The organism is Micromonospora humida (genome assembly GCF_016901255.1).
GTDB classification, from domain to species: domain Bacteria; phylum Actinomycetota; class Actinomycetes; order Mycobacteriales; family Micromonosporaceae; genus Micromonospora; species Micromonospora wenchangensis.
This window is the reverse complement of record NZ_JAFEUC010000003.1, coordinates 33,146-60,113: the sequence shown is the minus strand read 5'-3', so window position 1 is coordinate 60,113 and position 26,968 is coordinate 33,146. Positions and strand designations below refer to the sequence as shown.

General features: G+C 74.2%; 19 protein-coding genes. 12 read left to right on the top strand and 7 right to left on the bottom strand.

Annotation, left to right across the window (positions count from 1 at the left end; genetic code table 11):
- Positions 1-3: 3 nt before the first annotated feature.
- From JQX11_RS07315 to JQX11_RS07280, 8 genes are all read left to right on the top strand, one after another.
- Positions 4-1,569 (top strand): amidohydrolase, encoded by a 1,566-nt coding sequence (locus JQX11_RS07315; RefSeq protein ID WP_204924229.1) that lies wholly within the window; start codon positions 4-6, stop codon positions 1,567-1,569.
- Between the two features lie 64 nt (positions 1,570-1,633).
- Positions 1,634-3,196, top strand: a complete 1,563-nt coding sequence (gene kamD / locus JQX11_RS07310) for a lysine 5,6-aminomutase subunit alpha (protein WP_204924625.1) — start codon at positions 1,634-1,636, stop codon at positions 3,194-3,196.
- Complete coding sequence (kamE, locus tag JQX11_RS07305) at positions 3,193-3,945, top strand: lysine 5,6-aminomutase subunit beta (RefSeq protein ID WP_204924228.1); 753 nt, start codon at positions 3,193-3,195, stop codon at positions 3,943-3,945. The genes kamD and kamE overlap by 4 nt, the downstream gene beginning before the upstream one ends.
- A complete protein-coding gene (kal, locus tag JQX11_RS07300; protein ID WP_088647080.1) occupies positions 3,942-4,334 on the top strand; it encodes a 3-aminobutyryl-CoA ammonia lyase in 393 nt (130 codons plus the stop codon). Before kamE ends, kal begins: the two co-directional genes overlap by 4 nt.
- Entirely contained in the window at positions 4,331-5,677 is a 1,347-nt protein-coding gene (locus tag JQX11_RS07295) for a glutamate mutase L (RefSeq protein WP_204924227.1), read from the top strand. Before kal ends, JQX11_RS07295 begins: the two co-directional genes overlap by 4 nt.
- A 526-nt stretch (positions 5,678-6,203) precedes the next feature.
- Positions 6,204-7,799 carry an apolipoprotein N-acyltransferase gene (gene lnt, locus JQX11_RS07290; protein ID WP_372444568.1) on the top strand — a complete coding sequence of 532 codons (1,596 nt, stop codon included), beginning with the start codon at positions 6,204-6,206 and terminating at the stop codon, positions 7,797-7,799.
- Positions 7,800-7,822: 23 nt separating this feature from the next.
- Positions 7,823-8,596 (top strand): polyprenol monophosphomannose synthase, encoded by a 774-nt coding sequence (locus JQX11_RS07285; RefSeq protein ID WP_307826102.1) that lies wholly within the window; start codon positions 7,823-7,825, stop codon positions 8,594-8,596.
- 96 nt (positions 8,597-8,692) lie between these two features.
- A complete protein-coding gene (locus JQX11_RS07280; RefSeq protein WP_204924225.1) occupies positions 8,693-9,220 on the top strand; it encodes an FxsA family protein in 528 nt (175 codons plus the stop codon).
- A gap of 60 nt (positions 9,221-9,280) precedes the next feature.
- Here JQX11_RS07280 and JQX11_RS07275 read toward each other — a convergent pair whose 3' ends face one another.
- Positions 9,281-9,622 carry an RNA polymerase-binding protein RbpA gene (locus JQX11_RS07275; protein ID WP_007070998.1) on the bottom strand — a complete coding sequence of 114 codons (342 nt, stop codon included), beginning with the start codon at positions 9,620-9,622 and terminating at the stop codon, positions 9,281-9,283.
- 241 nt (positions 9,623-9,863) lie between these two features.
- Between JQX11_RS07275 and JQX11_RS07270 the strand changes: the two genes are divergently transcribed.
- A complete protein-coding gene (locus JQX11_RS07270; RefSeq protein ID WP_204924224.1) occupies positions 9,864-11,948 on the top strand; it encodes a molybdopterin-containing oxidoreductase family protein in 2,085 nt (694 codons plus the stop codon).
- Here the strand turns inward: JQX11_RS07270 and JQX11_RS07265 are convergent.
- Entirely contained in the window at positions 11,933-13,081 is a 1,149-nt protein-coding gene (locus JQX11_RS07265; RefSeq protein ID WP_204924223.1) for a coiled-coil domain-containing protein, read from the bottom strand. The two genes, JQX11_RS07270 and JQX11_RS07265, sit on opposite strands and share 16 nt — an antisense overlap.
- 84 nt (positions 13,082-13,165) lie before the next feature.
- Here JQX11_RS07265 and JQX11_RS07260 point away from each other — a divergent pair, with 84 nt between their 5' ends.
- Positions 13,166-13,675 carry an NUDIX hydrolase gene (locus JQX11_RS07260; protein ID WP_204924222.1) on the top strand — a complete coding sequence of 170 codons (510 nt, stop codon included), beginning with the start codon at positions 13,166-13,168 and terminating at the stop codon, positions 13,673-13,675.
- A gap of 28 nt (positions 13,676-13,703) precedes the next feature.
- Here the strand turns inward: JQX11_RS07260 and JQX11_RS07255 are convergent, their stop codons facing one another.
- From JQX11_RS07255 to JQX11_RS07235, 5 genes are all read right to left on the bottom strand, one after another.
- The gene (locus JQX11_RS07255; RefSeq protein WP_204924221.1) at positions 13,704-15,908 is read right to left on the bottom strand and encodes a glycosyl hydrolase family 95 catalytic domain-containing protein; all 2,205 of its coding nucleotides are present in this window, start codon (positions 15,906-15,908) and stop codon (positions 13,704-13,706) included.
- Positions 15,905-16,963 carry a LacI family DNA-binding transcriptional regulator gene (locus tag JQX11_RS07250; protein ID WP_204924220.1) on the bottom strand — a complete coding sequence of 353 codons (1,059 nt, stop codon included), beginning with the start codon at positions 16,961-16,963 and terminating at the stop codon, positions 15,905-15,907. Before JQX11_RS07250 ends, JQX11_RS07255 begins: the two co-directional genes overlap by 4 nt.
- Positions 16,960-19,422 (bottom strand): glycoside hydrolase family 3 C-terminal domain-containing protein, encoded by a 2,463-nt coding sequence (locus JQX11_RS07245; protein ID WP_204924219.1) that lies wholly within the window; start codon positions 19,420-19,422, stop codon positions 16,960-16,962. Before JQX11_RS07245 ends, JQX11_RS07250 begins: the two co-directional genes overlap by 4 nt.
- 235 nt (positions 19,423-19,657) lie before the next feature.
- Entirely contained in the window at positions 19,658-20,878 is a 1,221-nt protein-coding gene (locus JQX11_RS07240; RefSeq protein ID WP_204924218.1) for an ROK family transcriptional regulator, read from the bottom strand.
- Between the two features lie 205 nt (positions 20,879-21,083).
- Positions 21,084-23,420: a TIM-barrel domain-containing protein gene (locus tag JQX11_RS07235; RefSeq protein ID WP_204924217.1), complete on the bottom strand. Its 2,337-nt coding sequence runs from the start codon at positions 23,418-23,420 to the stop codon at positions 21,084-21,086.
- 156 nt (positions 23,421-23,576) lie between these two features.
- Here JQX11_RS07235 and JQX11_RS07230 point away from each other — a divergent pair, with 156 nt between their 5' ends.
- Complete coding sequence (locus JQX11_RS07230; RefSeq protein WP_204924216.1) at positions 23,577-25,670, top strand: beta-galactosidase; 2,094 nt, start codon at positions 23,577-23,579, stop codon at positions 25,668-25,670.
- A gap of 10 nt (positions 25,671-25,680) precedes the next feature.
- Entirely contained in the window at positions 25,681-26,967 is a 1,287-nt protein-coding gene (locus JQX11_RS07225) for an O-antigen ligase family protein (RefSeq protein WP_307826101.1), read from the top strand.
- Position 26,968 lies beyond the last annotated feature (1 nt).

Below are 26,968 nucleotides of genomic sequence, written 5' to 3'. Positions count from 1 at the left end.
GCCATGACGAACCCCTCGACGTTGTACCGCGGTGGAGTGCTGCACTGTCCGGCGGAGCCGAGCGCGACGGCGCTGATGGTGCGGGACGGGCGGATCGCCTGGTTGGGTGCGGACGCGGACGCGCCGGTCGCCGACCGGGTGGTGGAGCTGGGTGGGGCGCTGGTGACGCCGGCGTTCGTGGACGCGCACGTGCACGCCACGGACACCGGGTTGGTGTTGTCGGGCCTGGATCTGTCGTCGGTGCGGTCGGCGGCGGAGTTGCTGGATGCGGTGGCGGTGTTCGCGGCGGGTCTGCCGTCGGACGCGGTGGTGTTGGGGCACGGCTGGGACGAGTCGGGTTGGGTGGATGCGGCGTTGCCGGACGCGGCGGGGTTGGACCGGGCGGCGGGTGGCCGGCGGGTGTATCTGTCGCAGGCGTCGATCCATTCGGCGTTGGTGTCGCAGGCGTTGCTGGCGGCGTGTCCGCAGGTGGTGGAGCTGCCGGGTTTCGACGCGTCGGGGTGGTTGCGGCGGGACGCGCACCATGTGGTGCGGGCGGCGGCGCGGGCCGGGGTGACGCGGGGGCAGCGGGTGGCGGCGCAGCGGGTGGCGTTGGCGCGGGCGGCGTCGTTGGGGATCGCGGCGGTGCACGAGTGTGGTGGGCCGGAGATCTCCGACGAGGAGGATTTCACGGGTCTATTGGGTCTGTCGGGTGCCGGTGTGCCGGAGGTGTACGGGTACTGGGGTGAGTTGTCGGGGGCGGCGCGGGCGCGGGAGTTGGGGGCGGTGGGTGCGGGTGGTGATCTGTTCGCGGACGGGGCGTTGGGGTCGCGCACGGCGCATCTGTCGGGGCCGTACCGCGATGGTGAGGGGTGTGGGCACGGGTATCTGAGCGCGGATCAGGTGCGTGATCATCTGGTGGACTGTGCGGCGCACGGGGTGCAGGGCGGGTTCCACGCGATCGGTGACGCGGCGATCGGGACGGTGCTGGCGGGTTTCGCGGGGGCGGTGGCGGTGTTGGGCACGGATCGGGTGCGGGCGGCCCGGCACCGGGTGGAGCATGCGGAGATCATGAGCAAGCGGTTGATCGCCGGGTTCGTGGAGTACGGGATCGTGGCGAGTATGCAGCCGGCGTTCGACCGGTTGTGGGGTGGTGCGGGCCGGATGTACGAGTCGCGGTTGGGGTTGGACCGGTCGTGGGAGTCGAACCCGATGGGGGCGATGCACTCGGTCGGGGTGGCGTTGGCGTTCGGGTCGGATTCGCCGGTGACGCCGCTGGATCCGTGGGGTTCGGTGCGGGCGGCGGCGGCGCACCACAATCCGGCGCAGCGGATGAGTGTGCGGGCGGCGTTCGCGGCGCACACCCGGGGCGGGTGGCGGGCGGTGCATCTGGACAACGAGGGTGTGATCGCCAAGGGGGCGCCGGCGACGTTCGCGGTGTGGGAGGCCCCGGCGGGGGTGGAGCGGGGGTTGCCGGTGGTGCAGTCCGACGATCCGGAGTTGCGGGGGCCGGGTGATCCGACGCCGTTGCCGGTGTGTCGGGCGACGGTGCTGCGCGGTGAGGTCATCTACGAGGAAGGCGTGTCGTGAGCGAGCGGACCATTGAGGTGCCGGCGCGGGTCCGTGCCGTCGTCGGGTGCGGCGGGTCGTCGTGGTGAGCGGGAAGCTCGACCTGGATCCGGTGCTGGTGGCGCGGGCGCGGGAGTTGGCGCGTCGGGCCGGGCAGCCGGTGGTGGAGTTGGCGCGTACCCACACCACGGTGTCGGTGGAGCGGGCGGTGCTGCGCCTGGCGGGGGTGGCGGGCGCGGACCCGGACGGTATTCCGTGGGTGAACCGCCTGGTGGACGCGGTGGTCGCGGACGTGGGTCTGGGGCACGGGGTGGCGGCGCCGGTGTTCGACGCGTTGGTGCGGGAGCAGTTGGACGACGTGACGTTGCTGGCGCAGAAGGCGGCGGCGGGTTCGGTGCGGTTCACGCTGCCCGCTGGCAGGGCTGCGACGGTGGCGCGTCGGGCGGCCCGCAGGGCGGTGGCCGCGGGTGTGCGGCGGGTCGACAGGCGGCGGGCGGAGCGGGATCGCCTCGTGAAGCGGTACGGGGATCCGAAGCAGCGGCCGTGGATCTATCTGATCGTGGCGACGGGGGACATCTACGAGGACATTCCGCAGGCGCAGGCGGCGGCGCGGGCGGGTGCGGACGTGATCGCGGTGATCCGGTCGACGGGGCAGTCGTTGTTGGACTATGTGCCGGAGGGGGCGACCCGGGAGGGGTTCGCGGGTACGTACGCGACGCAGGAGAATTTCCGGTTGATGCGGGCGGCGTTGGACGAGACGTCGAAGGAGTTGGGCCGGTACGTGCGGCTGACGAACTACGCGTCGGGGCTGTGCATGCCGGAGATGGCGACGTTGGCCGGCCTGGAGCGGCTGGACATGATGCTCAACGATTCGATGTACGGGATTCTGTTCCGGGACATCAATCCGGTTCGGACGTTCGTGGATCAGCGGTTTTCGCGGCAGGTGCACGCGCGGGCGGGGATCATCATCAACACCGGTGAGGACAATTACCTGACCACGGCGGATGCGGTGGACGAGGCGCACACGGTGACGGTGTCGCAGTTGCTCAACGAGTTCTTCGCGCACGAGGCGGGGTTGGCCGACACCCAGTTGGGCCTGGGGCACGCGTTCGAGATCAATCCGGAGGTGCCGGAGTCGTTCCGGCTGGAGTTGGCGCACGCGTTGTTGGCGCGGGAGTTGTTTCCGGATGCGCCGTTGAAGTGGATGCCGCCGACGAAGCACATGACGGGGGACGTGTTCCGGGGGAATCTGTTGGACGGGTTCTTCAATCTGGTGGGGACGATGACGGGGCAGGGGATCCTGCTGGTGGGGATGATGACCGAGGCGGTGGTGACGCCGTGGTTGTCGGACCGGGACATCGCCCTGCAGAACGTGCGGTACGTGTTGGGTGCGGCGGGTGGGTTGCACGAGGATTTCGTGCCGGCGCCGGGTGGGTTCATCCAGCAGCGGGCGCACCGGGTGTTGGGTGAGGCGGTGGATCTGCTGGAGCGGATCGGGGACCAGTCGTTGTTGACGGCGATCGCCGAGGGCACGTTCGGGATCATGAAGCGGCCGGCGGACCGGGGCAAGGGCCTGTCCGGGGTGGCGCGGCACGAGGCGGACTACTACAACCCGGCCACGGAGATCCTGGAGCAGCAACCATCATGAGTGAGAAGACGGTCGTGCGGCCGTACGGGGACACCACAGGTGACGGCATGGTGCAGGTGTCGTTCACGTTGCCGGTGTCGCACGACAAGCGGGCCGAGGGTGCGGCGGTGCAGTTGGCGAACAAGATGGGCATCGATCCGGCGATGCTGGTGCACGCGAAGCCGATGAGTGACGGGTTCACGTTCTTCGTGGTGTACGGGCGGGTGAACCATCTGGTGGACCTGTCGGCGGTGCAGGTGGTGGAGCGGGATTATCCGCTGCTGGCGGCCAAGGAGGTCAACGCGGTGGTGAAGCGGCGGTTGCGTCGCAAACTGTCGGTGGTGGGGGCGTGTATCGGCACGGACGCGCACACGGTGGGCATCGACGCGATCCTCAACGTGAAGGGTATCGCCGGGGAGAAGGGCCTGGAGTACTACCGGGAGTTGAAGGTCACCAATCTGGGTGCGCAGGTGAGTGTGCCGGAGTTGGTGGAGGCGGCGCGGCGGGAGCGGGCGGATGCGGTGCTGGTGTCGCAGGTGGTGACGCAGCGGGATGCGCATCTGCACAACACGCGGGAGATGTCGGCGGCGTTCCGGGAGGCGATGCCGGCGGGGAAGCGGCCGTTGCTGATCGTGGGTGGGCCGCGGTTCGACGAGACGATGACCGCGGAGCTGGGTGTGGACCGGATCTTCGGTCGGGGTACCACGCCGGGTGAGGTGGCGTCGTACCTGGTGCATGCGTTGGTGACGGACAGGGAGGCGCGGGGATGAGTGACGCACGGTTGGGGTTGACGGTGACGCACCGGCGGTACGTGCCGTACGCGCATGCCCACTATGCGGGGAACCTGGTGGACGGGGCGTACGTGTTGGGGTTGTTCGGGGACGTGGCGACGGAGGTGTGTATCCGTACCGATGGTGACGAGGGGTTGTTCGCGTCGTACTCGGATGTGCAGTTCGTGTCGTCGGTGCGGGCGGGTGACGTGGTGGAGGTGACGGCGACGGTGGTGCGGGTGGGTACCCGCAGCCGGGGGATCGACTTCGTGGCGCGGGTGGTGTGCCGGGGTCGGCCGGAGCGGGGTGGGTCGGCGGCGGAGGTGTTGGCGGAGCCGGTGGTGGCGGTGACGGCGACGGGCACCGTGGTCGTTCCGGCGGCGGCGTGAGGCTGGCGGTCTGCGCCGACGTCGGGTCGACCTGGACGAAGGCGGCGGTGGTGGATCTGGACGCGGGCCGGCTGGTGGGGGCGGCGTCGGCGCCCACGTCGGTCGGCACGGACGTGCTGCACGGGTTGGACGCGGCGGTGGGCGCGGCGGCCGACGGGGCCGGCGCGGGGCCGGCCGGGGTGCTGCCGTGGTACGTGTGTTCGTCGGCGGGCGGCGGGTTGCGGCTGGCGGTGGTGGGTTACGAGCCGTTGGTGACCGCGCAGGCGGGTCGACGGGTGGGGTTGTCGGCGGGCGCGAACGTGGTGCACGTGGCGGCGGGCCGGTTGGGGGCGGCGGAGCTTTCGGCGGTGCGGGCGGCCCGCCCGGACGTGGTGTTGCTGGTGGGTGGCACCGACGGCGGGGATGTCGACACGGTGACGCACAACGCGACCCGGTTGGCGCGGGCCCGGTGGCGGGTGCCGGTGGTGCTGGCGGGCAACGTGGAGGTGCGGGACGCGCTGCGGGGGGTGTTGGCGGCGGCGGGGGTGCCGGTGACGGTGGCGGACAACGTGTTGCCCCGGATCGGGGTGTTGGCGCCGGCGTCGGCGCGGGCGGCGATCCGGGAGGTGTTCCTGCGGCACGTGATCGGGGGTAAGCGGTTGTCGCGGGGGGCCCGGTTCGGCCGGTTGGTGCGGGCGGCGACCCCGGATGCGGTGTTGACGGGGGTGGAGGTCCTCGCCGACGTGGTGGGTGGTGACCTGGTGGTGGTGGATGTGGGTGGGGCGACGACCGACGTGTATTCGGTGTTGACGCCGGACGAGCGGGCCGACGGGCCGGGTCGGGAGGTGGCGGGGTCGCTGTGGCGGGCCCGCACGGTGGAGGGTGACCTGGGGATGCGGTGGAGTGCGCCGGGGGTGGTGCGGGCGGCGGTGGAGGAGCGGCTGCTCGATGTGGCGGAGCAGGAGACGTTGGGGGTGGCGGCGGCGGCGCGGGCGGCCGATCCGGGGTTCCTGCCGGTCGACGGTCGGGACCGGGTGGTGGAGGGGCGGATCGCGGCGTTGGCGGCGACGGTGGCGTTGCGGCGGCATGCCCGGGGTGCGGCGACGGGTGAGCGGGCGGGGCGGGATCTGCGGGACGTGCGGTTGCTGGTGGGTTCCGGGGGTGTGTTGCGTCACGCTGACGCCGGGGCGGCGGTGGGCGTGTTGACGCAGGTGTTGACCGATCATGCCGGGGGGTGGCCGTTGCCGCGGGCGGCGCGGCCGGTGGTGGACGTGGATTACGTGCTGGCCGCCGGTGGGTTGCTCGCCGCGGAGCATCCGGCGGCGGCGGGGGCGTTGCTGCGGCGGCATCTGGGTGGGGATTGAGACCCGCCGACGCGACACGCCGTGTCGGTGGGGGCGACTGGCCGTGGGTGGGTTGACAGCGGCGGGGGTGTAGGCCGTACCGTCTTTGAGTCCTACTACGGGAAGCGGCTGTTGTTCGCTTCGTCCCTTCGTCCGCTGGCCGAGCGACATTGTTGGTGTATCGCGTCGCGGCGGCCAGGTCCAGCGGGCGGGGGTCGGCGGGGCGGCGCGAACCGGCCGCGGTTACCGGTGTACGGGCAGGGTGAGGGGCACGGCCAGTAGACAACGGCCAGGCGGGGGCAGCCAGTCCACCGTCGGGTCGGTCCGAAGGTCGGCGTCGCTCGTTCTCGCCCCACCGGCCGGGAAGGGCCTGGGAGCATCGGGGCGCGGCTTAGGCCGCGCCCCGATTTCGTGTCCGCCCCACCACGACCGGTTCCCGGATCAGGGCGGTGGGGCCGGGGTGACCTCGGCCGGTTCGGGCTCGGTGGTCTCGGGAGCACCGGCGCGGGGCGGGTAGCCTTCGGCCCGTGATCGTGGTGAGGTGCCGGTGACGACGCTCGACCGGGATGAGACGCGTACCCCGACCGTGGTGCGGCCGGTGCGGTCGCCGTTGCCGTTGCGGGTGGCGGTGCCGGTGGCGGTGGCCGCCGGGCTGGCGTTGTTGGTGGCGTTCCCGCCGTACGGCTGGTGGCCGTCGGCGGCGGTCGGGGTGGCCGGGTTGGCGGCGGCGACGCACCGGCGGCGGCTGCGTGCGGGCGCCGGGTTGGGTTTCCTGACCGGGGTGGCGTTGTTCGCGCCGCTGCTGGCGTGGACGAACCTGCACACCGGGCTGCTGCCGTGGGTGCTGCTGTCGTTGTTGCAGGCCGGCTATCTGGCGGTGCTGGGTGCGGCGACGGCGTGGGTGTCGCCGGTGGTGGACCGGTGGCGGTGGGCGTGGCCGCCGGTGACCGGGGTGTTGTGGGTGGGGCAGGAGGCGCTGCGGGACCGTACCCCGTTCGGGGGTTTCCCGTGGGGGCGGCTGGCGTTCAGTCAGGATTCGTCGCCGCTGCTGGGGTGGGCGTGGTTGGGGGGTGCGCCGCTGGTCACCGCGGTGGTGGCGGTGGTCGGCGGGTTGCTGCTGGTGGCGGTGTGGCGGCGGTGGCCGGGGGTGCGGTGGCAGCCGGTGGCCGCTGTGGTGGCGGGTGTGGTGGCGCTGGTGGCGGTGGGGTGGCTGGTGCCGTCGGGGGCCGACCCGGGTGGCCGTACGGTGCGGGTGGCGATCGTGCAGGGCAACGTGCCCCGGTTGGGTCTGGACTTCAACGCCCAACGGCAGGCGGTGCTGAACAACCACGTCGACGCGACGTTGACGCTGGCGGAGCGCGTCGCCTCGGGTGCCGAGCGGCGTCCCGACCTGGTGGTGTGGCCGGAGAACTCCTCGGACATCGACCCGTTGCGTAACGCCGCGGCCGGGGCGCGGATCTCGCAGGCCGCCGACGCGATCGGCGCGCCGATCCTGGTCGGTGCGGTGCTCGCCGGCCCGGGTGACGGTGAGGTCCGTAACGCGGGCATCCTGTGGCGGCCGGGCGGCGGCCCGGATCTGGGTCAGGTGTACACGAAGCGGCATCCGGTGCCGTTCGCGGAGTACGTGCCGATGCGGTCGTTGGCGCGTGCGGTGTCCAAGCAGGTGGACCGGGTGCGGGCCGATTTCGTGCCGGGGGCGTCGCCGGGGGTGGTCGACGCGGGTGCGGTGGTGCTCGGGGACGTGATCTGTTTCGAGGTGGCCTACGACGGGCTGGTGCGGGACACCGTCGACGGTGGGGCGCAGTTGCTGGTGGTGCAGACGAACAACGCCACGTTCGACGTGGCGGAGGCCCGGCAGCAGTTGGCGATGGTGCGGCTGCGGGCGGTGGAGCACGGTCGTGCGGCGTTGATGGCCTCGACGGTGGGGGTGTCCGGGTTCGTCGCCCCGGACGGGCGGGTAAGCGACGCCACCGGGTTCAACACCCGGGCGGTGGTGGTGCGGGACGTGACGCTCGCCGAGGGGCGTACCCCGGCCACCCGGGCCGGATGGTGGCCGGAGGTGGCGTTGGCCGGGCTGGCGGTCGCGGCCCTGGTCGTCGCGGGGGCGTTGCGGCGTCGCCGGGAGGTCACCGCCGCCGGGTGAGCCGGCAGGAACGGGGGACAGGCGTGGGCGAGGCAGCCGGGGGACAGCCGGGGGTGGGCCGGGTGCTGGTGGTGGTCCCCACCTACAACGAGGCCGACAACATCGCCGACGTGGTGGCCCGGGTGCGTCGGGCCGCGCCGGCGGTGGACGTGCTGGTCGCCGACGACAACAGCCCCGACGGTACGGGGACACTCGCGGAGGCGATGGCCGCCACCGACGCTCAGGTGCACGTGCTGCACCGGCCCGGTAAGCAGGGGTTGGGGGCGGCGTACCTGGCGGGGTTCGGGTGGGCGCGGCAGCACGGCTACGACGCGGTGGTGGAGATGGACGCCGACGGGTCGCACGCCCCGGAGGACCTGCCGGCGTTGTTGGCGGCGGCCCGCGACGCCGACGTGGTGATCGGGTCGCGGTGGGTGGGTGGGGCGCGGGTGGTGAACTGGCCGTGGCGGCGGCTGCTGCTGTCGCGGTGCGGGAACCTGTACGCGCGGATGGCGTTGGGGATGCCGGTGTCGGATGCGACAGGTGGGTTCCGGGTGTACCGGTTGTCGGCGTTGCGGGCGATGCGGCTGGAGTCGGTGTGTTCGCAGGGGTACTCGTTCCAGGTGGAGTTGTCGCGGTTGGCGCACCGGGCGGGGGTGCGGATCGTGGAGGTGCCGATCACGTTCGCCGAGCGGGAGCGGGGGGCGAGCAAGATGAGCCCGCTGATCGTGGCCGAGGCGTTGTGGCGGATCACCACCTGGGGGTTGCGGGACCGGCGGCCGGCGCGGTGGCGTCGCGGTCACGACCGGTGGCCGTGAGGGGGCGTGGCATGCTGGAGGGGCGGGCCTGTCGCCCCGCGGGCATTGTCCGGCCGGTGGCGGTGAGCGGGTGCCGCGCGACGCGGATGAGGTGAGATGCGCCGATACCTGAGGTTCGTGCCACTGGTCCTGCTGCTGGCGGTGGTGGCGGAGTTGGCCGTGTTCATCGGGGTGGGCCGGGCCGTCGGGTTCGGTGCGGCGGTGCTGCTGGTGTTCGCCGCGTCCCTGCTGGGGCTGGTGTTGCTGCGCCGGGAGGGGATGCGCGCCTGGCGGGGGTTCCGCACGTCGGTGGAGTCCCGGCAGCCGCCGGGCCGGCAGGTGACCGACGGGCTGGTCGGGTTGGCCGGGGCGTTGCTGCTGGCGATCCCCGGCCTGCTCAGCGGGCTGGTGGGGGTGTTGCTGCTGGTGCCGCCGGTGCGCCGGTTGGCGCGTGCCGGGGTGCAGCGGGCCACCGAGCGGCGGGTGTCGTCGATGGTCGCCGGTGACCTGTTCGGTCCGCGTACGGTGCGGGTGCGGCAGGGGGAACCGGCCGCGCCGCCGGCCGGGGAGGACGTGGTGGCCCCGCAGGTGGTCGACGAGGGTCGGGCCATCGAGGGGGAGATCGTGGAGCCCCGCCGGCCCTGAACACCGGACACACGACGACGCCCCCGGGACCTCCCGGGGGCGTCGTCGTCGCTGTGCGGGTCAGGCGCGGCCGCGGCGGGTGCGGACCTCCTGGAGCCGTTCGGCCAGGATGTCCTCCAGCTCGGCGATGGACCGCCGCTCCAGGAGCATGTCCCAGTGGGTACGCGGCGGCTTGGCCTTCTTCTGTTCCGGTTCGGTGCCGTCGACGAGCCGGGCGACGCTGCCGTCGAACTTGCATTCCCAGGTGGTGGGGACCTCGGCGTCGACAGCGAACGGCACCTCGAACTGGTGGCCCTTGGCGCAGAGGTACTCGCGGGTCTGGCGCGGCGCGAGCTCGGTGTTGCGGTCGGATTCGTAGCTGACCGCGCCCAGCCGGCTACCGCGCAGCATGCGCTCGCCCATGTTCGACTTCCCCTCGCTCGTGGTGCTGGTCTTCCGGTGTAACGGCCGGTCACCGCCGGGGCATTCCCGCCCCGACGGGTGGGACGACCCCCGCAAGGGTAGCCGGCCACCACACCGACCCGGCGGGTTCGCCCCGGCCGGGTCGACATCGGTGTGTGCACCGCGATGGTAGCCGCCGCGCGCCGCGGTGGCAGCGGTGACGGGCCGTTGCGGGGCGGCCGGTGACGATAGCATCCGCGGCATGGCCACCACCGTGCATCCCGGCGCGTGCCCCCTGGACTGTCCCGACACCTGCGTCTGGCAGCTCACCGTCACCGACGGGCGACCGGTGGCGCTGCGCGGCGACCAGGAGCATCCGTTCACCCGGGGCGTGTTGTGCGGCAAGGTGAACCGTTACCTCGACGCGGTCACCGGGCCCGACCGGCTGACCACCCCGCTGGTGCGGGTCGGCCCGAAGGGTGTCGGGCCGGTGTCGTACCGGCCGGCGAGCTGGGACGAGGCGGTCCGCCGGGTCGCCGACGGGCTGCGCGCCAGCATCGACGTCCACGGCCCGGAGTCGGTCCTGCCCTACTACTTCGCCGGCACGATGGGCCTGGTGCAGGGCTGGTCGATGGGTCCGCGGCTGTTCGCGCACCTGGGGGCGTCGCGGCTGCGGACCACCATCTGCACGGCCGCGTCCCGGGCCGCCCTCTCGTCGGTCTACGGCGGGTCCGTCGGTTTCGAACCGGAGTCGGTGGTGGAGGCGAAACTGGTCGTCCTGTGGGGGGCGAACCTGCTCTCCACCAACCTGCACCACTGGCCGTTCGTGCGGCAGGCCCAGCAGCGCGGCGCCCACGTCGTCACCATCGACCCGCTGCGCACCGACACCGCCGCCCGCAGCGACGCGCACGTCGCGCCGCTGCCCGGCACCGACGCCGCGCTCGCCCTGGGGTTGATGCGGCACATCCGGGATCTCGGCGCGGTCGACCGGCCGTGGGTGGCCGCGCACACCGTCGGCTGGGACCGGTTGCAGGCACGCCTCGACGAGTGGCCGGTGGAGCGGGCCGCCGCCGAGTGTGGTCTCGACGTCGACGTGGTGCGGGACCTCGGTGAGCGGATCGCCACCACCCGCCCCACCGCCATCCGGATCGGGTTGGGGCTGCAACGGCACGCCGGGGCCGGGCAGGCGGTCCGGGCCATCGCGGCGATCCCCCTGCTCACCGGGGACTTCCGGTATCCCGGCGGTGGGGCGTTGGCCACCACCAGCGGGCACCACCGCATCGACGCCGACCGGGTCGCCCGGCCCGCCGGGATGCCCGCCCCGCCGGCCCGGTCGATCAACATGAGTCGGCTCGCCGCCGCGCTCACCGACGAGGCCGACCCGCCGGTCACCGCGCTGGTGGTCTTCGACACCAACCCGGTCGCGACCGTTCCCGACCAGAACCGGCTGCGGCGCGGCCTGACCCGCGCCGACCTGTTCACGGTGGTGCTGGAGCAACGCTGGACCGACACCTGCGACTTCGCCGACGTGGTGCTGCCGGCCACCATGCAGCCGGAACACCTCGACCTGCACACCTCCTACGGCCACCACTACGCCACCCTGAACCGGCCGGTGCTCGACCCGCCGGGGCAGGCGCTGCCCAACACGGAGATCTTCCGGCGGATCGCCGCCGCGCTCGGGTTGGACCATCCCCGGCTGCGGGACAGCGACGAGGACCTGGCACGGCAGCTGCTCGACGGCACCGGCGTCGACTACGACGAGTTGACCCGCCGGACGTACGTGCGGGCCACCGGTGTGGCCGTCGGTTCCGCCCCGTACGCCGAGGGTGGGTTTCCCAGCCACGACGGGCGGGCCCGGTTCCACGATCCGCGGCTGACCGGGCAGGGCGTCGACCCGCTCGTCGGGTACACGCCGCCGGTGGAGGTGGGTGACGCCGTGCTGGCCCGCCGGTTCCCACTGGCGTTGATCTCCCCGGCCGGCCGGTTCTTCCTCAACTCGACGTTCGCGTCGCTGCCGTGGCACCGCAGCCGCACCGGTCCGCCCCGCATCCACCTGCATCCCGTCGACGCCGCCGCCCGGGGCCTGACCGACGGCGATCCGGCGCGGGTGCACAACGACCGGGGGGAGTTCCTGGCCACCGTCGCCGTGGACGACGCCACCCGCCCGGGGTTGGCGTTCACCTACAAGGCGTACTGGGCGCGGTTGAGTCCCGGCGGCAGCACCGTCAACGCGGTCACCGGGGTCCGCGACACCGACCTCGGTGGTGGGCCGACGTTCCACGACACCCGGGTCGAGGTGCAGGCCGCCCCGGCCGGCGTGATCCAGCCCGGTCAGCCCGGCGACTGAGCGCTGATCCGCGCCAACGCGGTGGCCAGGTCGCTGACCTGGTCGGCGAGTTGACCGGCACGGCGCTGGGCGGCGTCCCGGTCAGCCAGCGCCCGGTCCAGTTCGGCCAGTCGGGCCCGGTCGGCGGCCGACGCCCGCTGCGCCCGTTGCAGCTCGGCGCGGGCCTCGGTCAGCTCGGCGGTCAGGGCGTCCACCCGGGCCAGCGCGGCGGCCAGTTCCTCCCCGGCGCGGGCGGTCCGCGCGGCGGTCTCCTCCCGGGCAGCGTCGGCGTCGGCGCGCGCGGCGTCGGCGTCGCGGCGGGCCACCTGCGCCTCGGCCTCGGCCTGCCGGGCCTGGTCGGCGGCGGCGGTGGCGTCGGCGCGGGCCGCCGTGGCGGCGGCGTGCGCCTGCCGGGTCTCCTGGCGGGCGGCGGTGGCGTCGGCGACGGCCCGCTGCGCGTCGGTGGCGTGCCGGGCGGCGTCGGCGCGGGCGGCGTCCCGGTCGACGGTCAGGTCGGCGGCGAGCTGCCGGGCGGTGTCCCGTTCGGCGCGCAGGGTCCGCAGCTCGTGGCGGGCGGCGTCGCGGTCCCGTTCGGCCTGCACCCGCAGCGCCTGGGCGGCGGCGGCGTCCCGGCGGGCCGTGTCGGCGGCGGTTGCGGCCTGTTCGGCCTGTTCCCGGGCGGCGGCGGCGCGGGTGTCGGCCTGCTCGGCGCGCTGCTGCGCCGCGTCGGCCGAGGCGAGCGCGGCCCGGGTCTCCTGCCGGGCGCGGGCGGTGTCGGCGGCGGCCGTCTCGGCGGCCTCGCGGGCCTCGTCGCGGGCGGTGTGCGCGGCGGCGATCTCGGTGGCGGCGTCGGCGCGGGCCTGGGCGAGCTGCCGCTGCACCCCCGCCGGGGACAATTCGGCGTGCAACGCCTCGGTGAGGGTCTGCACCACCTGGTCGAGCCGGTCGACGACCTCCCAGGTGCGGGCCACCTGACCGGGCAGTCCGGGGGCGTTGCGGTGGCGCATCCGCGAGTTGCGCGACGCCCGCTGGCAGGCGCCGTCGTTGTCCCGGCAGTACCGGAACGGGCGTCCCGCACCGGCACGTTGCGGGACGTCACGTCCACAGTGCGCGCAGGGACGCAGGTCGGCGGGGGTGGTGGGCTGCGGGTCCATCGACGGGGAAGTCTAGAGGCTGCCCGGGCACACCCCCACCACCGGTACGACCCGCGCCGTCGCCGGGACCGTTACGGTGGGCCGGTGGCCGTCTCCCCGTACATCGTCAAGTTGCGCGCCCACGTCGGACACGACCTGCTGCTGCTGCCCGGGGTGACCGGGGTGGTCCACGACGACGCCGGTCGGGTGCTGCTGGCCCGCCGTAGCGACAACGGCCGCTGGTCGCTGCCGGCCGGCGTGGTCGACCCGGGCGAGCAGCCCGCCGACGCGGTCGTTCGGGAGGTGTGGGAGGAGACCGGGGTGCGGGTCGTCGTCGACCGGATCGCCGGGGTCGCCACCCACCCGGTGGTCTACCCCAACGGTGACGCCTGCGAATACCTCAACGTGTGGTTCCGGTGCCGGCCGGTCGGTGGGCGACCCCGCGCCGACGGCGACGAGTCCACCGAGGTCGGCTGGTTCGCCCCGGACGCGCTGCCGGAGCTGGACGAGTGGGCGCGGCTGCGGCTGGACACCGCCGCCGCCCACGACGACGCCCCCTGGTTCGCGCGCCCCGGGCAGCGGCATCCCGCCCTGTGCCGGCCCGACGCGCTGTGACCCGCGTGCCTGCCGGACCGTGGGCGGGTCACCGGCGGTGGGTCACCCGCACCGGGGTGCCCGCCGGCAGGTCGCAGTCGGTGTCGCCGTAGGGGCTGCGGACCCGGATCCGGCGGCTGGTGGCGGCGACCAGCCGGGCGGTGACCCGACCGTCGTCCCAGGTCAACTCCTCGACGGTGAGCCGGCCCCGGCAGGTCACCCCACGCAGCGTCCCCCGTCGCAGGCCCGGCGGCAGCGCCGGCAGCAACCGCAGCAGACCCGGGCGGGTCTGCACCAGCGCCTCGATCAGCACCGCCGGCAGGGTGTGCGCGGCGTCGGCGTTGTAGGTAACCCGGCCCGGGTTGTGGGCGCTCATCAGCGACCGGAAGAACATGTCCGCCGCGACGATCCGCCGCAGGTACGCCCCGACCAGCGGCCCGTCGCCGAGCCGGGCGGCCACCAGGGCCCGGTGCAGGATGCCGTGGGCGGAGCCGTCCTCGTCGCCGCGGACCGTCAACGCCCGGTGCGCCGCCGCCGCCAACTCCGGGGTGTCCTCGGGGTCGATCTCCCCGGTCGGCCACACCGGGTAGAGGTGGCTGACGTGCCGGTGGTCGTCGTCGGGGCGGTAGCCGGGCCACGCCCACTCGGCCAGCGCGCCCCGCGCGTCGATCCGGTAGCCGGGCAGCCGGTCCCGGGCCGCCGTCCACCGCTGCGACCCGGTCACCTCGGCGGCGACGGTCATGGCGTGCCGGGCGGCGGCGACGTCCATGGTGGCGTTCACGGCGACCGGCACCGGCCGGCCGGCCCCGTCGAGGGGGCCGGTCTCCGGCGAGTACGACGGCACCAGCGCCGGCTGCCCGTCGACGTCGGTGAGCACGTCGGTGAAGAAGTCGGCCACCTCGGCCAGCCACCCCGCCACCTCCCCCAGCGGTTCCCCGGTCACCTGGTGGTGTTCGTAGAGGGGGTGCAGCAGCCAGTGCGCGCCGGCCAGCCACGCGGTGAACGGCCAGTGCGGGTGGACGTGGAACAGGTGTCCGTGTTCACCGTCGGTGCGGCTGGGCGCGAGCAGGCCCCGTGCCCCGTAGACGGCGCGGGCGTTGTCCCGCCAGTGGTCGACCTGGGCGCGGACCAGCCGGGCGTGCGCGGCGGTCACCTCCGGCAACGCGCCGACGTTCGCGCCGGCCAGTTGCAGGTTGAGGTTCGCGTCGGTGGTGAAGTCCCCCGCCCAGGCCGCGTCCCAGGACCCCGTCCAGATGCCGGTCAGCCGGGGCGGCAGCACCCCGCTGGCGCTGAACAGCAGGTACCGGCCGGCGTGGAAGAGCCGTTCCAGCAGCGCCGGGTCCAACCGGTCACCGGCGGTGACCTGCCGGTCGAGCAGCGCCCCCACGGGCAGGTCCCGGTCGGCGGCCGGCACCGCCAGGTCCAGGTCGACCCGCCGGTAGGGGCCCGTGTGCCGGGTGACGTGCCGGGCCAGCAGCGTCGGGTAGTCGGCCGGGCCGTCGGCGAGTCGCCGCTGCTGTGCGGCGGTGGGCCACGCCGCGGTGGCGGTGCGCTCCAGGGCGGTGGTCAGCAGCGCCGGTCCGCGTACCAGCACCCGGTCACCGGCGGGTTCGGCGTCGCCCCGCACCAGGGTCACCGCCTCGAAGCCGTACGCGCCGCCGACGTCGGGGTAGCGGCCGCGTACCCGCAGGAACACCAGCCCGTCGTGGCGGTAGGCGGTGGTGTCGTAGTGCACCGTGTCGGGGCGGCCGGGCAGGTCACCGGTCGCCCCGACGACACAGTCGCCCTGGTCCAGGTGGGTGACGACCAGCCGGTCGGCGCGGGAGACGAAACTGCGTCGCCGCCGCCCGGACCACCGCACCACCACCTCGCCGGTGGTGAAGTCGGTATGCCGCCGGTAGTCCCGCACCGTCGTCGCGGGGGCGTCGACGGTCAGCGCGAACCCCGGATGGTACGACTGGGTCCACGCCAGGTCCCGGCCGCCGGTGAGCAGTTCACCGGCCTCGGCGCGCCGGCCGGTGAGGACCAGTTCCCGGATCCGGGGCAGCAGCGCGGCCAGGTGCGGGGCCCGCGCGTCGTGGGTGCCGTTGGGCAACACGAACCGGTGGTGGTTGACCACCAGCCGTTCGGCGTGCGGGTCACCGGGGACCATCAGCCCGTACTCGCCGTTGCCGGTGAGGAAGGCGTCGGGCCAGTCGGCGGCCGGTGCGTCGTCCCAGATCCGGTGTGCCGACGGGGGTGGCCCGCCGGTCACCGGGGGGTCCGGGCCGTCGGCGCGGCGGTGCTGTCCCGGATGGTCAACCGGGGCGGCAGCAGCGTCACCTCCGGCACCGGCTCGTCGTGCAGTTTGCGCATCAGCAACGCCACCGCCTGCCGGCCGATCTCCTCGGCGGGCACCGGCACCGAGGTGATCCGGGGTGCGGCCTGTTCGGCGAACTGGTCGGGGCAGATCGCCACCACCGACATGTCCTGCGGCACCCGTCGTCCCAGGGTCGGCAGGCAGGCCAGCACCGGCCCGACGGCCGCCTCGTTCTGCACCACCAGCGCCGACAGGTCGGGGTGCCGGTCGAGCAGGTCGGCGAGTTCCTGACGGATCGCGGCGGGCCCCTCCTCGAAGGGTTGGGTGACGACGGTGACGCCGTGCCGGTCGGCGGCGGCGGCCACCCCGGCGCGGGTGCGGTGGGCGAAGCCGGTGCCCCGGTCGTAGACGGCGGCGGGAGCGCCGAGCAGTGCCACCCGGTGGTGCCCGAGCCGGGCCAGGTGTTCCACGCACACCTGACCGGCGCGGTGGAAGTCCAGGTCCACGCAGGTCAGGCCGGTCGGGTCGGCGGGGACGCCGATCAGGACGCTGGGTCGGGTCAGGTCCCGCAGCAGCGGCACCCGCGAGTCGTCCAGCTCGACGTCCATCACCAGCATCCCGTCGACCATGGCGCTTCCGGCGATGCGGCGCAGCCCCGACGGCCCCTCGTCGGAGGTGACGAGCAGGACGTCGTGGTCGAAGCGGCGGGCCGTGGTGACCACCGCGATCGCGAACTGCATCACCACCGGCACCTGCATGCCGGCGCGCAACGGCAGCACCAGGGCGATGGTGTTGGCGCGTCGGCTGGCCAGCGCCCGCGCCCCGGCGTTGGGGTGGTAGCCCAGTTCCCGGATGCTGGCCAGCACCCGGGTGCGGGTCACCTCGGAGATGGCCCGTTTGCCGCTGAGCACGTACGACACGGTGCTGACCGCCACCCCGGCGTGCCGGGCGACGTCGACGATGGTGACCTGGTCGGGCGACTTGCGGCTGCGCCCGGACGTGCCGGTCACCGGGCACCGCCGGCGGTCACCGTGGGGCGGGGTTGCGGCGCGGCGGCGCGGGTGTGCACGGTCACCGCGCCGACGGCGCGGATGTCGCGGGCGGAGCGGCCGACCAGCAGGGTGTGGGTGGCGTCCTCCAGCACCGGGCCGCCGCGCTGCTCGTCCCACCAGGTCAGGTCGTCGGCGCGCAGCCGCAGGGTGACGGTGCGCCGCTGGCCGGGGGCGAGGGTGACCCGGGTGAAGTCGCGCAGCTGCCGCAGCGGCTGCTTGACCCGGGAGCGGCGCTGCCGGGTGTAGAGCTGCACGGTCTCCTCACCCTCCCGGTCGCCGGTGTTGGTGACCTCGACGCTCACCTCGACCTCGTCGCCGGCGGTCACCGTCGGCGGGTCCACCCGCAGGTCAGCGTAGTGGAACCGGGCGTAGCTCAGGCCGTGGCCGAACGGGTACAGCGGCTCGCCCCGGTAGTAGAGGTAGGTGCTGTCGGCGCCGATCACGTCGTAGTCGAGCAGGTCGGGCAGGTCGGCGGCGTCGGGGTACCAGGTCTGGGTGAGCCGGCCGCCGGGGTCGGCTGCGCCGAGCAGCACCTGCGCCAGGGCGGTGCCGTGTTCCTGCCCGCCGTGCGCCGACCACAGCACCGCCGGCAGGTTCTCGTGCGCCCAGCCCACCGCGTACGGGTAGCTGCTGGTGAGCACCAGCACCGTCTGCGGGTTCGCGGCGTGCACGGCGCGCAGCAGCCGTTCCTGCCCGGCGGGCAGGGCCAGGTCGACGCGGTCCTCGGTCTCCCGGCCGTTGACCATCGGGTGGTTGCCGAGGACGACGACGGCCACGTCGGCGGCGTCGGCCAGCGCGGCGGCCTCGGCCACGCCGTCGGCGACGAGTTCGACGGTGAACGCGGTGGCGGTGTCCGGGTCGGTGGCGTCGGCGCGGAGCCGCCCGTCCTCGTCGACCCGCACGTACGCGCCGGTGGCGAGGTGGTGCAGCAGGGTGGTGCCGTCGGGGCGGTGCCGGAAGCGGAACGTCTCCCGCACGATCCAGCCGCCCGGTCCGGGGCGGTCGTTGGCCAGTGCCCCGTCGTCGTCGGCGCCGACGTGCCGGCCGTTGGCGACGGCGCGTAGCGCCACCACGTCCTGCCCCCAGTCGAACACGTCGAACCAGGTGCCGTCGCGGCCGTCGTCGGCGGTCAGCGGCCCACCCTCGGAGGAGCGGGGGCAGCGGACGTACCGGTCGCCGACGCGCAACGCGATCCGGTCGGCCCCGCAGTGGTGGGTGACGGTGGGCAGTTCCCGGGCGAGGCCCTCCCGGACGGTGACCGCGTACGGCAGGGTGCCGCTGTACCAGTCCTCGTACACGGTGTCGGCGAGCGGGCCGAGGACCGCGACCCGGGGTGGGGTGCGGGTGGGCAGTGGCAGCAGCCCGTCGTTGTCGAGCAGCACGATCGACTGGCGGGCGGCCTCACGGGCCAGGTCCCGGTGGGCGGGGCTGTCGAGCACGTCGGGGCAGACCCCGGCGAACGGGTCCTGCCCGGGTGGGTCCAGGTCGCCGAGGCGGATGCGGACGCTGAGGATGCGGCGGACCGCCCGGTCCACGTCGGATTCGTCGACGAGCCCCCGCTGGAGGGCTTCGGTGATGCGTCGGACGGTCGGTGCGCTGTCGGTGTCGTCCTCGGTGAAGTTGTCGATGCCGGCGCGCAGGGCGGCGGCGAATCCGGTGACGTGGTCGGGCAGGTGGCCCTGCACGCCGGCGATGTTGGTGACCGCCCCGGCGTCGCCGACGACCATCACCTCGTGGCTGGTCCACCGGCGCAGTTCGTCGTTCAGCAGCGGGCTCAGGTGCGCGGGCACCCCGTCGACCAGGTTGTAGGAGGCCATCACGGCGACCGCCGCCCCGGCGGCGAGTGGCGCGCGGAACGCGGGCAGTTCGTACTCGTGCAGGACCCGGGGTGGCAGGTCGCTGGAGGTGGTGGCCCGGTCGGTCTCGTTGTTGTAGCCGAGGAAGTGTTTCACCGTCGGGGCGGTGCGCAGCCGGTGGGGGTGGTCGCCGCGCAGCCCGGACGCGTAGGCGGTGGCGAGCCGGCCGGTCAGCCACGGGTCCTCCGACCAGCCTTCCTCGTTGCGGCCCCAGCGGGGGTCGCGCAGCGGGTTGACCACCGGCGCCCACACGTTGAGCCCGACGCCGGCGGGGTCGGCCTGGTGTTTGACCCGCACCTCGGTGCCGACGGCGTCGCCGACGGCCCGGATCAGGTCGGGGTTCCAGCTGCTGGCCAGGCCGACGACCTGCGGGAAGACGGTGGCCGGGCCGAGCCAGGCGACCCCGTGCAACGCCTCGGTGCCGGTGCGGAAGCCGGGCAGGCCCAGCCGGGGCACGGGGGCCTGCCACTGGTGCAGCAGGCCGATCTTCTCCGGCAGGGTGAGCTGGGCCAGCAGCTCGTCGGCGTGCGTTTCGGGGGACGGTCCGGTGGGGTCGTTCATCTGCGGTTACCTTCCGGTGGCTCGCGGTGAGGCGTCCGGCCGGCGGTCGAAGCGTTTCGACGGCCGTGGTGACGTGCGGCATCGCGGAGTGAGGGTGGTGGCGGTCGTCGGCCCGGAGCGGCGAAGCGCTTCGACGACTGCGGAAAACGTGCCGCCCCGGGTGCCCGAACGACGGGGCGGCGGTTCGAGGTTGGCACCTGCGCGTCGGCCGGTCAAGAGGGGACCGGCCCCCGGATCAACCGGCGGGGAGTCGACCGGCCTCGATGGTGGCCAACGCGGCGGTGGCACCGCCCAGCGCGGGGGCGGCGGAGTCCAGCGTGGAGGCGTCGAGGCGGCAGCCCCCGGCCTGCGGGGCGAGGGTCCGGGCGACCAGTTCCGCGCGGGCGGCCGGCAGCAGCCAGGGCGCGAGGGTGGCGAAGTGCCCACCGACCACGATCGCCTCCGGGTTGAGCAGGTTCGCCAGGATCGACGCCCCGTGCCCGAGGTGCCGGCCGATCTCGGCGAGCCCGGCCAGCACGGCCGGGTCCTCCTGCCGGGCCGACGCCACGATCCGGTCGAGTTCCGGCAGGTAGTCGGTGACCGGGCCGTCCTGGGTGGCGTCGGGCAGCAGGCGGGCCACCACGGCCGGCAGCGCGGTCGACGCGGCCAGGCAGCCGCGTCGGCCGCACGGGCACGGTGGCCCGGCCGGGTCGAGGCAGAGGTGGCCGAGTTCACCGGCGTGGCCCCGGCCGCCCCGCAGCAGCCGGCCACCGGCGAGCACCCCCGCGCCGACGGAGACCCCGCCGGTGACGTGGACCAGGTCGGTGGCGCCGGCGTACGCGCCGTGGCGCTGTTCGGCCAGCACCGCGAGGTTGGCGTCGGTGTCCACCGTGACGGTGAACCCGGTCTCCCGCAGCGCGGTCCGCAGATCGGCGGCCAGCGGCACGTCCCGCCAGCCGAGGCCGCTGGCCAGGGGCACCCCACCGGCGGTGTCGACCAGGCCGGGCACCCCGACGGTGAGGCCGAGCACGGTGCGGCCCTGCCCGGTGACCCGGCCGATCGCGCGGCGGGCCAGGGTGACCAGCGCCCGGACGGTGTCGGCGGGGCCGGCGGTCGGGGCGGGGAACGCCCGCCGCCAGGTGAGCAGCCGGTTGCCGCCCGGATCCACGGCGACCACCACCAGGTCGTCCGCGCCGATCTGCAGGCCCAGCGCCGCGTACGGGGAGCCGTCGAGGACGAGCATGGTGGCCGGCCGGCCGACCCGGTTGCCGGTCAGCCCGGTCTCGCGGACCAGCCGCCTGTCGAGCAGTTCGGTGACCAGGCTGGACACGGTGGCCTTGTTGAGCCCGGTGGTGGCGGCGATGTCGGCCCGGGAGCAGGGGGCGTGCAGGCGGACGTGCCGCAGGACCACGGCCCGGTTGGCCACCCGGACGTCACCCAGGTCGGTCGGCTGCGGTTCGTTGTGGATGCTGATCACGGTCTGTCCGCTCCCTGCGCCCGACGGTGGGTGGTGCCGTGCCGGTGCGTCGTCGCCCACCGTCGACCCCGCACGGGCACGCCGGGTCGGCCGGTGGGCGACGCCGTCGGCGGGCCGGTGCGCCGTCGGTACGTCTGTTCGGCTGGAAACTCAACTAACTCTAGCGGCACGTCCGGAGCCCGGACAGCCACCCGGCCCGGTGGGGTCAGTCCGGTGGGAACCACGGGGTGAACGGCGTCGGGGTGACCGGTTCGCCGTTGAGCAGCAGCCGGCGGGGGGCGTCGTCGCCGACCACGCTCAGCCGGCGGACCCGCAGCGGCCCGTCGGTGCGGACCCGCAGGGTGTCGCCGTCGCGCAGCGCCTGCACCACGGTGTCGCCGTCGACGTCGTGCAGCACCGTGCGGGCGTCCACGCCACCCCAGCTGACCAGGGTGACGTCGTCGAACGGTCCGTCGCCGACGGTGCCGGTGGCCGCGACGAGCGGCACCAGGGCGCCGTGCCGGACGAACAGCGGCAGCCGGTGCAGCGGCACGGCCACCCGCAGGTGCCGGCCGCCGCCGTGCCGTTCGCCGGTGCCGGCGTCGATCCAGTCGTCGCCGGTGGGCAGGTAGACGGCCCGCCGCCCGGACGGGTCGGTGACCGGGGCGACGAGCAGGTCGGTGCCGAGCCGGTACTGCAGGTCGGTGGTCCACGCGGTCGGGTCCTCGGGGGTGTCGACGAGCAGCGCCCGCATCATCGGCGCGCCGGTACGCGCCGACTCCACCGCCGCCGACCACAGGTACGGCATCAGCCGGTAGCGCAGCCGCAGCGCGGCGACCGCGTCGCGTTCGGTGTCGGCGGGGAAGTCCCACGGCAGCCGGCTGGTGGTGCCGTGCAGCCGGACCAGCGGCGACAGCGCCCCGAACTGGGTCCACCGCACGTACAGGTCCGCCTCGGGGGTGCCGTGGAAGCCGCCGGTGTCGTGGCTCCAGAACGGCACCCCGGACAGCCCGTGGGACAGGCCGCCGCGCAGGGTGCTGGCCAGGCCGGGCCAGGTGGCGTTGACGTCGCCGCTCCACTGCGCGCTGTGCCGCTGCCCGCCCAGGTACGACGAGCGGGCCCACACCGTACGGTGCCCGGCGACCTCCTCGGTGAGGTCGGCGACGATGTCGTTGAACAGCAGGGTGTAGACGTTGTGCAGTTCGACGCCGGTCATGCCGTTGTGCGCCACCGCGTCGGCCGGCACCCCCTCGGCGAAGTCGGTCTTGAACACCGCCACCCCCTGCTCCAGCAGGGGGCGCAGCAGCCCCCGGAACCAGGCGACGGCGTCGGGGTTGGTGAAGTCGACGATGGCGCTGGCCGGGTAGCTGCCGTGCCACACGTCCGCCACGTACGTGCTGCCGTCGGCGCGGTGCAGGAAGTAGCCGGCGCGGGCCGCGTCGGCGTAGAGCGGGCTGTCGGTCATCAGGTACGGGTTCATCCACAGGCACACCCGGAACCCCTGCCCGGCGAGGGTGGCCAGCATCCCGGCCGGGTCGGGGAACGCCTCGTCGTCCCAGCGCAGCTCGGACCAGCGGCCGGCGACCTGCCAGTAGCAGTCCAGGTGCAGCACGTCGCAGGGGATGTCGCGGTCCCGGATGCGGCGGGCCCGCTGCAGCACCCGCTGCTGGCTGTCGGGGTAGAACCCCGAGGAGATCCACGCCCCGAAGGCCCACTTCGGCGGCAGGTACGGCCGGCTGGTCAGCTCGTCGAACCGGTCCAGCACCTCGACGGGGGTGGGGCCGGCGAGCACGTAGTAGTCGAGCAGGTCGTCGGGGACGATGATCTGCACGGCGCTGTGGGTGGACTGGCAGACGTCGAACTGCACCGGCATGCCGCTGTCGACGAGCACCCCGTAGCCCCGGTCGGACAGGTAGAACGGCACGTTCTTGTGGGACCGCTCGGACTCCCCGCCGAAGGCGTCGTAGTTCCACATCAGGGCCCGTTGGCCGCGCTTGTCCAGCGGGGTGAACTTCTCCCCGAAGCCGACGAACCGTTCGTCGCCGAACGCCACGAAGCTCTCATGCCAGGCGACGGGCGCGCCGTCGGCGCTGCTGCGGCCGAACGGCAGGGTGCGGCGTCGGCCGCTGATGTCCCTGGTGCCCGGGTCCTGGTCGAGCAGCACCCGACCGTCGGGGGTGAGGAACCGCAGGTGCCAGGGGTCGAGACGGATCTCGGCGACGACCGCGCCGGCGTCGATGAGCACGTGGGTGTCGTCCACGGTGATCGCGGCGGGGTGGGCCCGGGGGTGGACCAGGGGCAACGCGCGGGCCGAGCGGCTGCGGGCCTGCGGGTCCTCGGCGAGGCGGACCCGGATCACGCCGTGGCCGGCGGCGTCGAGGCGGACCACCAGGCTGCCGCCGTCGGACAGGGCGGCCTTGACGGTGACGCCGTGCTCGTCGGTGGCGACGACCTCGGCCCGGCCGACGGTGGCGACCCCGTCCTCGCCCGGTTCCCGTACGGGCAGGTCGGGCGGGTCGGCCACGAACGTCTCGTACGGGACCAGTGGCGGTCGGTACGGCATCGGCGTCTCCTCGGGCACGTTTTCCGGCGGTACCGACAGTTTCTTTGCCTTCCCAACGAACTGTCAACGAGGGACTTCGATTGACTCGCGATCAACCTGATTGACATGGGTAAATCACCTCCATAGTTTGGACACCTATCAAACAAAGTCGACGGGATGGTGAGTATGTGGGACGACGGGCGGCTCTGTTACGGCGGTGACTACAACCCCGAGCAGTGGCCCGCCGCCACCTGGCGCGAGGACGTCGCCCTGATGCGCCGGGCCCGGATCAACCTGGTCACCGTCGGTGTGTTCGCCTGGTCCCGGCTCGAACCCGCCCCCGGCCGCTACGATTTCGGCTGGCTCGACGAGGTGCTGGACCTGCTGCACGACGGCGGCATCCGGGTCGCCCTGGCCACCCCCACCGCCTCCCCACCGCCCTGGTTCTCCCTGGCCCACCCCGACGCGCTGCCGGTCACCGCCGACGGCGTCCGGCTGCACCACGGCAGCCGCGACACCTACTGCGCCGCCGCCCCCGCCTACCGGGCCGCCGCCCGGGGCATCGCCGCCACCCTCGCCGCCCGCTACGCCCACCACCCGGCCGTCGCCCTGTGGCACGTGCACAACGAGTACGGCACCACCTGCCACTGCCCGCACGCCGAGGCCGCGTTCCGCCGCTGGCTCGTCGAACGCCACGGCGACCTGGACACCCTCAACGCCGCCTGGGCCACCAGCTTCTGGAGCCAGCACTACACCGACTGGGCGTACGTGAGCACCCCCCGGGCCACCCAGTACCTCGGCAACCCCGGCCAGCTGCTGGACTTCCGGCGGTTCTGGTCCGACACCCTGCTCGCCGCGTACGTCGAACAACGTGACCTGCTCACCGCGGCCAACCCGGCGCTGCCGGTCACCACCAACTACGTCCTGGGCGACTGGGTGCCGGTCGACCACGCCCGCTGGGCGGCCGAGGTGGACCTGGTCGCCGTCGACCACTACCCGTCGGCCGTCGACGGCGGCGCCGAGGAACAGACCGCCCTCGCCGCCGACCTGGCCCGCGGCTGGGCACGCCACGGCCGCCGACGGGCCGCCACCCGACGCGGCGCGGCCCCCGCCGACGGGCCGGCCGGTTGGCTGCTGATGGAGAGCGCCGCCAGCCAGATCCACACCACCGGCCGCTCGCACACCAAGGAACCCGGCCGGATGGCCCGGCACAGCCTGTCCCACGTCGCCCGCGGCTCCCGGGGGGCGATGTTCTTCCAGTGGCGGGCCCCGGCCGGCGGCGCGGAACGATTCCACTCCGCGCTGGTGCCGCACACCGGCCCCGACACCCGGGTGTTCCGCGAGACGGTCCGCCTCGGCGAGCACCTCGACCGGCTCGCCGAGGTCACCGCCGGCGAGGTCACCGCATCGGTCGCACTGGCCTTCGACGCCGCCAGCGGCTGGGCGCTGCGCCACCCCGGCATGCCCTCGACCCTGCTCGACGGCCACGCCGAACTGGCCGCCGCGCACCGGGCGCTGTGGCGGGCCGGGTACGGCTGCGACATCGTCGTCCCCGGCGACCCGCTCGACCGGTACCGGCTGCTCGTCCTACCCGCCGTCTACCTGGCCGACGACGATGTCGCCGGCTGGGTCCGCGCCCACGTCGAGGCGGGCGGACACCTGCTGGTCAGCTACCTCAGCGGGGTGGCCGACCAGCACGGCCGGGTGCACCTCGGCGGCTACCCCGGCGCGTACCGGGACCTGCTCGGCCTGCGGGTGGAGGAGTTCCACCCGCTCGCCGCCGACGAACAGGTGCTGCTCTCCGGCGGCGGGACCGGCCGGATCTGGTCGGAGACCGTCCACCTGTGCGGCGCCGAACCGGTCGGCACGTACGTCGGTGGGGTCCTCGACGGCCGACCGGCGGTGACCCGGCACCGCACCGGCGACGGCACCGCCTGGTACCTGTCGACCCGGCCCGACGACCGCACCTACCGGCGGCTGCTCACCGAGGTGGCCCGGACCGCCGGCCTCGCCCCGGTCTGCCCGGACGCCCCACCCGGGGTGGAGGCGGTCCGCCGCGCCGGCCCGCAGGGGAGCTGGCTGTTCCTGCTCAACCACACCGACCGGCCGCAGCGGGTGCCCGTCACCGGCGTCGACCTGTTCACCGACACCCCCGCCGACGGCACGGTGGTCCTGCCGGCCGGCGGCGTCGCGGTGGTCCGCGAGGAACCGGCCCCGATGGCGTCCGTCACAGCCACTCCGCCGATGACCGACCGGACCCCGCCCGCCTAACCTTGCCCCGGTGGGGACGAGGAACACGACGGCACCGCGCACACTGCCGCTCTGGCCGCTGTACCTGATGTTCGCGGCGATGCCGCTGTGGTGGCTGCTCGGTGGCCTCTACCTCGGCTGGGCGCTGTTCGGGATGCTGCTGGCGGTGGTCCTGCTCACCCACGGCCGGGTGTCCTGGCCGCCCGGCTCGGCGCTGTGGTTCGTCCTCGTCGGCCTCATCGTGGTCAGCGCCACCCGACTGGAGAAAGCCAGCAGCCTGCTCGTCTACGGCCTGCGGCTGGGTTTCGTCCTCACCGCCCTCGTGGTCTACCTGTACGTCTACACCGCCGCCCGGCAGGGGGCCCGCTGGGACCGGCTGTTCCAACCGGTGCTGTTGTTCTGGTTGGGGATGGTCGCGCTCGGCTGGGTCGGCGTGCTGGCCCCCCGACTGGCGCTGACCACCCCGGTGGAGGTGCTGCTGCCTGACGGGCTGGCCGGGCAGCGGATGATCCGGGCGGTCACCCACGTGCACTCCACCGAGTTCAACCCCACCGGCCGCAACCCGTACTACCGCACGGCCGCCCCGTACCCGTACACCAACAACTGGGGTACGGGGTTCGCGCTGCTCGTGCCGTGCGTGCTGGCGTACCTGTCGGCGGTGCGCACCGGACCGCTGCGCCGGGTGCTGCTGGTGTCCCTGCCGCTGGCCCTGGTGCCGGCGTTCCTCACCCTCAACCGGGGCATGTTCGTCGGCCTCGGAGTGGGCCTGCTCTACCTGGGGCTGCGCGCCCTGGCGCGCGGCGACGTCCGGCTCATCGGCACGATCACCGCCGGGATGGCCGTGGCCTGGGTGGTCACCCTGGTCGTCCCGGTCGGCGACATGATCATGAACCGGGTGGAGAACACCGACTCGACCCGCGACCGCGCCGACCTGTACCGGCAGACCCTCGACGCGGTCCTGCACTCGCCGCTGCTCGGCTACGGCGCCCCCCGCAGCGCCGACACCACCACCGGCGCGGAACCCCTCGGCACCCAGGGGCAGGTCTGGTTGACCACGTACAGCCACGGCATCCCCGCCCTGCTGACGCTGCTGGCCCTACTCGCGGTGCTGGTCCGCAGCACCGCCGTCGCGGTGTCCGCGGCCGGCCGGTGGCTGAGCGTGGTGCCGGTGGTCGCCCTCGCCCTCGCCCCGTTCTACGGCTTCACCGACATGAACCTGTCGGTGATGTTCTACGCGATCGGACTGGCCGTGGCCGCCGTCGACGGCCCGGTGAACCGGGCACTGCCGGCGGCGGCACCCCGGCCGTCACCGGTCTGAG